Raw genomic sequence first — 7,179 nt, forward strand, 5'->3', positions numbered from 1 at the left:
GTAAGCCGCTTGGTCGCCGAGATCGATGAGCGGGTGAACGCCTTCCTGACGCGCCCGATCGAAGGCGAGTGGCCCTATCTGTGGATCGACGCCACTTACCTCAAGGTACGCGAGGGCGGCCGGATCGTGTCGACGGCGGCAATAATCGCCGTAGGCGTTAACACCGATGGCCGGCGCGAGGTGCTGGGCATTGCCACCGGCCCTTCGGAAACTGAGCTCTTCTGGAAAGCCTTTCTGCGCTCGCTGGCTGACCGGGGCTTACGCGGGGTGAAGCTCGTTATATCCGACGATCACAAGGGCCTGCGTGCCGCCGCCAGCAAGGTGTTCGCCGCGAGCCAGCAACGCTGCCGGGTGCACTGGATGCGCAATGCGTTGGCCCATACCGCGCCCAAGCAGCGGCCCGCCGTCATCGCCATGATCAAAACGATCTTTGCGCAGGAAACCGCCGAAGCGGCTCACCAGCAGTGGGAGCAGGTCGCCGATGCGTGCCGCGAGAAGTTCCCCAAGCTGGCCGGCATGATGGATAGCTCGCGCGAAGATGTTCTCGCATACATGGCCTTCCCGAAGGAACACTGGGCGCAAATCTCATCGACCAACCCACTGGAAAGAGTGAACAAAGAGATCAAACGGCGCGCCGACGTAATCGGTATCTTTCCCAACGACGCAGCCGTAATCCGTCTCGTCGGCGCACTGATGCTGGAGCAAAACGATGAGTGGGCCGTATCACGTCGCTACACGACGCTGGAAACTCTCGGCTCGGTCAGCCATAATCCCATCGTCAGCCTGCCCGCCGTGGCAGCCTGACCTGACCCCGATCCTACCTTGGATCGACGGCTCTTACACCACCCCGTGGGACACGACCATCTCCCCTGCCCGGCGGGCAGGGTTGGTTGGAGGTGACTTCCAGTCAAGGGGATGTGGAGCGAGGCGAAGCCGAGCGCCCACGCTGGCGGTAGCACACCCCAACCCAACCTCCCCCATAAGGGGGAAGAGTGTTAGGGGGCACGATCATTGCAACTTGGTATTATAGTGTTTGCACTCATGTCCGCCGATGATCCGATTGCGCCGCGATTTCAACAAGCGCCAGGGATGTGGCCTCTGCTCATCAAGGTTGACCGACGAACCATGCATGGTAGGGTATTGGTTTTAGCAACTAAACTATTAAGGGGAACGCAATTTTGGGCGAAGAATCTACTCCCGACCGTATCCTGTCCACCGCGCTCAGGCTTTTCAATAGCAGTGGCGTGGATCGCGTTCCCATATATAAAATTGCGTCCAGCCTGAGTATCAGCCCTGGTAATTTGACCTATCACTTTGCAAAAAAGCAGGACATCATTTATGCATTGATAGATCGGCTTGAGCAGGATGCTGCCGACGTATTGGCAAGTCCGCGCAATCCTGGAGCCAAGCAACTCGCTGAATATATAGTCAATCTATTCAGCCTGATGTGGCGTTATCATTTCTTCTTCGAGTCACTGGCCTATTTTACTGCCACAGATCCCCATCTGGCAGAAAGCTATCATCGAATAATGACAACTGCGATCAAGGGATCGATTCATAGAATAGAGCAGGCGATCAGTTGCGGAGACATTGCACCGCTTGTGGCTCCCAACAGTCCTCAAATTCTGGGCGAAAATATGTGGGCAGTCTGGGTGAACCGCCTTGGCGCAGCACGAACAGGTACTGACGAGGATAGTGACGGGCTGGATGCGATATATGATTGTTGCATCCATCACATTAGCCTGATCCAACCCTACGCAAGTGCAACCTATGTTGTGCGGCTACACAATGCCGTCAAAAACCTCTTAAATGTTGAGGAACAATCAAAATCTTTAGTTGGATAAAGTGCTGTTCACTTACGTATTGAACTCGTCAAAAATTGAATATTTCTATAGCATGTCATTTTCTATTTACGCATCGTATAAGGCTGAACGAAATTAGGTAGATCATCAAATTGTCGACGGATTTTATATTCGCAGCGATTGTTCCAAGGGATTTCGTCATAGATTTTACTTGGATATATTTGATTTTATCGTGAAGCCTCATCAACGCCCTGATCTGGATGGCATCGATAATAGTCCACCATTTCAGCAATCGCGGCTCGTACGGTATAATCCGGGTGGAAACCGATTTCACGAATCGCTCGCGCGCCATCGACATTAGGCGGAAAGGCAGATCCGGGAGGTGCCTTCATATCGCGGCTGATATCACAATCGGGCGCAAGGTCTCGAATGATCGCGATAATCTCGTCTTCAGTGAAAGACCGTTCTGTTGGTGTGTTGAACAGCCAGTGTTCTGACGGCGGCGCGAGCGTCGCATCCACGCAGAATTTAGCCTGATCCTTGTTGTAGATCATTTGGATGCCCGTTTTGGCCCATGAAGGGAAAACGGAGGGGCGCCCGACAGCAGCATTGTAAATGATCCGGTTGTAATTGGCACCCCAACTGCCGGTCAACTTGCCAAGACCGAAGGCAAAGGCGACACGAACGCAGGTGGCATCAAGACCTTTCTCGCGATAAATGGCGGTCATGAGTTCGCTGTAATATTTGCTTGTACCATATGTCGTGGTCGGGGCGATCCGGTAATTTTCATCGACAGGCCTGCCATCATAGTCAGGCAGTGTCCCGACAGCTGCGATTGAACTGCTCCAGCATACGCGTTTCACCCCTTGCGCGAGTGCCACCGCAAAGATGTTTGCTGTACCCCGGCAATTCACGTCGAGCGCTTTAATAGGAAAATTGACCGACTCAGGTCCAAGATAACCGGCGAGATGGAGGATGTGGGTTATTCCCCTGTCTTTGACGATATCCGTCAACAGATCGACATCCAAGATGTCACCGGCCACGACATCCGCGTCTGGCACGATCGCGGTCAACATCGGCGCTTCGTCATTTCGATCGAGAACGGTGACGTCGTGCCCGCGCCGCGTAAATTCGGCAACCGCATACATGCCGATATTTCCGGTGCCGCCGGTAACCAAGATTTGTCCCATTCCGTCCACCTATGCTGGCTGTTCCCAGACGTTCTCCATCAGATTGCGCCAAGGTAAACCGTCGGACAGGGTTGGGCGCCCAGCTACAACCGCTGCCCCTGCTCACTACCGCGGGTCGAATGACATCCAGAGTTTTTGTAATCCATAAGGCGTGTATCCTTCAAGCGGGACACAACTGTCACCGCCCCGGCTGAACCGGAAATTTTTCATCCGTTGCGTCAGGGCCTGAAACGCTAGGCGCAACTCGCCCCGCGCAAGCTGATTACCGATGCACAGATGGATGCCCGCACCGAACGCCAGATGGCTATTAGCATTTTTCCGTTGGAGGTCGACATCCGCCGGACAGCCGAACTGTGCAGGGTCGCGGTTCGCCGCGCCGAAACGCAATTCGACGATCGAGCCGGTAGGGATAGTGACGTTGCCAAATTGGACATCGGCCAAGGCCGTACGCCACAGACATTGCAGCGGCGTAGCGGTGCGCAGTGCTTCTTCGACCAGGGTCGCGATCTTCGCCGGGTCAGCGTGGATCGCGTCGGCAAGCTCTGGGCGCTCAATCAAAATGCGCATGCCCGAAGCAAGTGTCGTGGTCGTCGTCTCGTTACCAGCGACAAGAATCTGAAATACGATGCTGTGGAGTTCCTGATCGTTCAGTCGACGGCCGTCTGTATCCATATTGACCAGCCGACTGATCAACATATCGTCCGGTTCGGCACGTACCCGTTCGATCTGGACCGCCATATATTGTTGCAGTTCGATCAGCACCTTCGCCAGTTCCAACTGGCGCTCGGGCGTAAGCGGACCTGTCGTTTCGACCGCCGCGTTTGACCAGTGCTTGAACATCACCCGGTCTTCGCGCCGGACTCCCAATTGATCGGCGATGACAAACATCGGCAAGGGAATGGCAAAATCTTCGAGAAAATCGATCTCGTCGCGATCCAAAATGCCATCGATCAGGTCGGCGATCATTGCGTTGATCGCAGGCTCCAGCCCTTTCACCTTTGCAGAGGTGAATACCTTGTCGACCAGAGTGCGGTAAGTGCGGTGCTCTGGCTGATCGTTGGACACGAGCGTATCCATCGGCAACCAGCCGTCCTTCTCAAACATGGCATTCGCCTCCGGCGACCAGCGATCGCCAAGAAAGGGCGTCTTGTTACTGAGTATCGAAGGGCTCAACAACGCTTTGCGGACATCCTCATACCGAGTCAGGACATAATGCCCCGTCTTCGGATCATGGAACACCGGCTGCTCCTCTCGCAGCGTGTCGTAAAATGGAAATGGACACTTTTGAATTTCGGGGTCCGCGAAACTCTGTAGCGATGTCAGCGTCATAGCCTAAAACTCTCCTAAGCATCGACATTTTCCGGGCTTCATTGAGCCATGCCAGCGGAACCATGAAGCCAATTGCATCCAACTCGCCGTACGAGTCAATAAATAGTTTGAGCGATCACTCTCTTTTTTTGCTATCAAGGCGCGATGTGATAGGCCCGCATGAGCTTTAGCCTTCGGTTCGCTGGGCAATGCATTATCATGAACCTTAGGCTTCAGTTCGCTGGGCGATGCATTATGAGGTGGCAATGGCAGGATCAACGGCAGTAATATTGCGGCGAGAAGAACGGCTTAAGCGTCGGCAGACGCAGATTCTGGATGCAGCGCGCGCATGCGTTCGAGCGGACGGGTTTCATGCGGCAAGCATGAGCCGAATATGTGCCGAAGCATCGATGAGTGTCGGCCACGTCTATAAATATTTCGCTACCAAGGAAGCGATCATGATCGCGCTGGTCGAGCGAGATTTTGAGGACTTCATGGCGCACGTAACGAGACTGCGCAGCGCCGGAAAGCCAGACATCGAACTGGTAATCAATGAGTTTTTGAACGATATCCTGTGGTTTCTTGATTATGATCGCGCTGCTCTCGCTTTGGAAACATTAGCGGAGTCGGCGCGCAATCCCAAATTTGCAGCCCTGGTGGCTCGCGTTGATCGCCTGTTTCGCGATGAGTTCAGAAAGATCGTTGGCCCTCTGCTGGACGGTTTCACGGCGGTTGAAATCGACATCCGTATCGACATGCTCTTGGTCATTACGCGCGCTTTCGCCATCCATATAGGCACGCATCCGTCCAGCGATCCGCATTTCATGGCTGGTTGCGAACTCGTACTGCGCGGCATCCTCTCGCCAAAGCAATAGGCCTTAATCCACCGTGCCAGAGCCACGCTTGGCGTGATGGATCCGGATAAAAGCGTGAGCGCGAAGCTCCAGCAGATTCGCCATTCGCTCCCGCCTCCCCTTGCCTAGTATTTAGTATTTGTGTACCATGCACACTCTATAAACGCGCACGGCAGGTTATCGTTGGTCGAACATAGCGCCAATATCGAACTATGTTTCGCGCTCTGCCGGGCGGCGAACAGCTTGGCGCTCATGCGCAAGCCCTGTCTAGAACCGCGATGCCTTACATTCCCCCGATGTCTCGTGATGCCGGAGCCTTTAAGGGGTGCGCCTCTTTCCGTGGGATCGATCGGCGCTCGCCTCGGCATGGATACCGGCACGATTAGGCCGCTGCTGAAGCGCTTGGCGGCTGCGGGGTTGGTGACGCGGACCCGTGATCCGGCAGACGAACGTCGCGTGCTCGTAGATGTGGCGCCGCCAGGCCGCGCCTTGGAAGTTAAAGCGCGTAGTGTGACTGGCAAAATAAGGGCTGCATGTCAGCTTGGTGAGCAGGAACTAGAGTATCTCCGTAATACGTTGGAAAGCGTTACATTTCCGGCGACCTGAGCAAGCACAATATTATTTGATCAACAGCGGCGAAGTTCGCACAGGAAAGGATTATTGGAATGGCGGGCAATCTTGCAGGGCGCTCCATATTGATCACCGGCGGCGCAAGCGGTATTGGTCGCGCCGTAGCTTTGCGTAGCGCAGAGGCGGGCGCATCCATTACGGTTACCGACGTTAATGTCGAGGCTGGTACGAAAGTGTCGGACGAGATCATCGGGAATGGCGGCAAGGCGCAGTTCGTCAGGCTGGATGTCTCCGATGAAGCGCAGCATCATGCAGCAGTGGCAGCAGCGGTGAAGGCGTTCGGCAAGCTCGATGGGTCCTGCAATGCCGCAGGAAAACCGTTCCAGGGCAGACCGATGCATGAGATCGACCCAGACTTTTGGGAAAGCGTTTATGCGCTCAACCTTCGCAGCGTTTTCTTCGCGACGCGAGCGCAGGTGCCCGCGATGCTGGAGGCGGGCAAGGGATCGATCGTCAATATCGCATCAACGGGAGGTATAGCCGCTTTCCCTGGCGGCGCGGATTACTGCACCGCAAAGGGCGGTGTCGTGGCGGCCTCCCGGGCGGCGGCGATCGACTATGCCAAGCTGGGCATCCGCGTAAACTCGGTGCTTCCCGGAGCCACCCGGACGCCCATGATGCAGGGGCAGATGGACTCGTTCGACGGACTAGAGGACATGATGATGGCTGCCAACCCCATGGGCCGCCTCGCTGAACCAGACGAGATCGCCTACGCCGTTCGCTGGCTGCTGTCAGACGAGGCAAGCTTCGTGACTGGTACAATGATGATCGTTGACGGCGGCCTCACCGCAGCCTGACATAAACATGGGCGATGGAACTTCACAGGAGTTTCCAAGGCACAGTCCGGGCGCCAATTCAAACGGACAACCAGAGATCTGACGAGTACGTCGGACCGATAAAATAAGGAGGGGACTAAAATGACGACAATATCCAAATCCGCGCTTTTGAGCGGCGCCTCTATGGCTCTTGTCGGTCTGGCGATTGCCGCACCGGCTCAAGGCCAACAGACGCCCGCCGATCCGATGCAAGCGCAACCGACCAATAGTGCTGCGCCTGCCGGGCAGGTAGGCGAAATCGTCGTGACCGCACAGCGTCGGTCCCAGCGGTTGCAGGATGTTCCGATCGCGATCACGGCCATTTCGCCCCAAAGCGCAACGCAGCTCGGCCTGCGCAACCTTCGCGACATCCAGTTGGCGATGCCAGGCACTGACCTTGCAGCCGCAACCGGCTTCACGATGCTTTTCATCCGCGGCATTGGCGTTCCCTTCACCACGCCTGGCCTTGAACCGCCGGTCGCGATCTATCTCGACGGCGCATATCTGCCGCGTGCCGGCGGCCTCAATTCGCTGTTGGACATGGTAGATCCCGGCCAGATAGAGGTTCTGCGCGGACCGC

The 7,179-nt window shown here is 55.8% G+C and carries 8 protein-coding genes; 6 read left to right on the plus strand and 2 right to left on the minus strand.

Features of this window, described 5'->3' with window-relative positions; translation table 11 throughout:
- Together K9B33_RS22650 and K9B33_RS22655 are read left to right on the plus strand one after the other, a co-directional pair.
- Window positions 1-804, plus strand: an 804-nt coding sequence (locus K9B33_RS22650) for an IS256 family transposase (protein WP_224551380.1), incomplete at its 5' end; no start/stop codon positions are given.
- Between the two features lie 374 nt (window positions 805-1,178).
- Entirely contained in the window at window positions 1,179-1,844 is a 666-nt protein-coding gene (locus K9B33_RS22655) for a TetR/AcrR family transcriptional regulator (protein WP_224551381.1), read from the plus strand.
- A gap of 185 nt (window positions 1,845-2,029) precedes the next feature.
- Here K9B33_RS22655 and K9B33_RS22660 read toward each other — a convergent pair whose 3' ends face one another.
- A complete protein-coding gene (locus tag K9B33_RS22660) occupies window positions 2,030-2,992 on the minus strand; it encodes an NAD-dependent epimerase/dehydratase family protein (protein ID WP_224551382.1) in 963 nt (320 codons plus the stop codon).
- 105 nt (window positions 2,993-3,097) lie between these two features.
- Window positions 3,098-4,321, minus strand: coding sequence for a cytochrome P450 (locus K9B33_RS22665; RefSeq protein ID WP_224551383.1), 1,224 nt, complete (start codon window positions 4,319-4,321; stop codon window positions 3,098-3,100).
- A gap of 245 nt (window positions 4,322-4,566) precedes the next feature.
- Between K9B33_RS22665 and K9B33_RS22670 the strand changes: the two genes are divergently transcribed.
- The 4 genes from K9B33_RS22670 to K9B33_RS22685 form a co-directional block, all read left to right on the plus strand.
- Window positions 4,567-5,175, plus strand: coding sequence for a TetR/AcrR family transcriptional regulator (locus tag K9B33_RS22670; protein ID WP_224551384.1), 609 nt, complete (start codon window positions 4,567-4,569; stop codon window positions 5,173-5,175).
- Between the two features lie 285 nt (window positions 5,176-5,460).
- Complete coding sequence (locus tag K9B33_RS22675; RefSeq protein WP_224551385.1) at window positions 5,461-5,760, plus strand: MarR family winged helix-turn-helix transcriptional regulator; 300 nt, start codon at window positions 5,461-5,463, stop codon at window positions 5,758-5,760.
- A 59-nt stretch (window positions 5,761-5,819) separates the two neighbouring features.
- Window positions 5,820-6,581: an SDR family NAD(P)-dependent oxidoreductase gene (locus tag K9B33_RS22680; RefSeq protein ID WP_224551386.1), complete on the plus strand. Its 762-nt coding sequence runs from the start codon at window positions 5,820-5,822 to the stop codon at window positions 6,579-6,581.
- 120 nt (window positions 6,582-6,701) lie between these two features.
- Window positions 6,702-7,179: TonB-dependent receptor plug domain-containing protein (locus K9B33_RS22685; RefSeq protein ID WP_224551387.1), on the plus strand; the 478-nt coding region annotated here is incomplete at its 3' end.

This window comes from Sphingobium sp. 3R8 (genome assembly GCF_020166615.1).
Taxonomy (GTDB): domain Bacteria; phylum Pseudomonadota; class Alphaproteobacteria; order Sphingomonadales; family Sphingomonadaceae; genus Sphingobium; species Sphingobium bisphenolicum.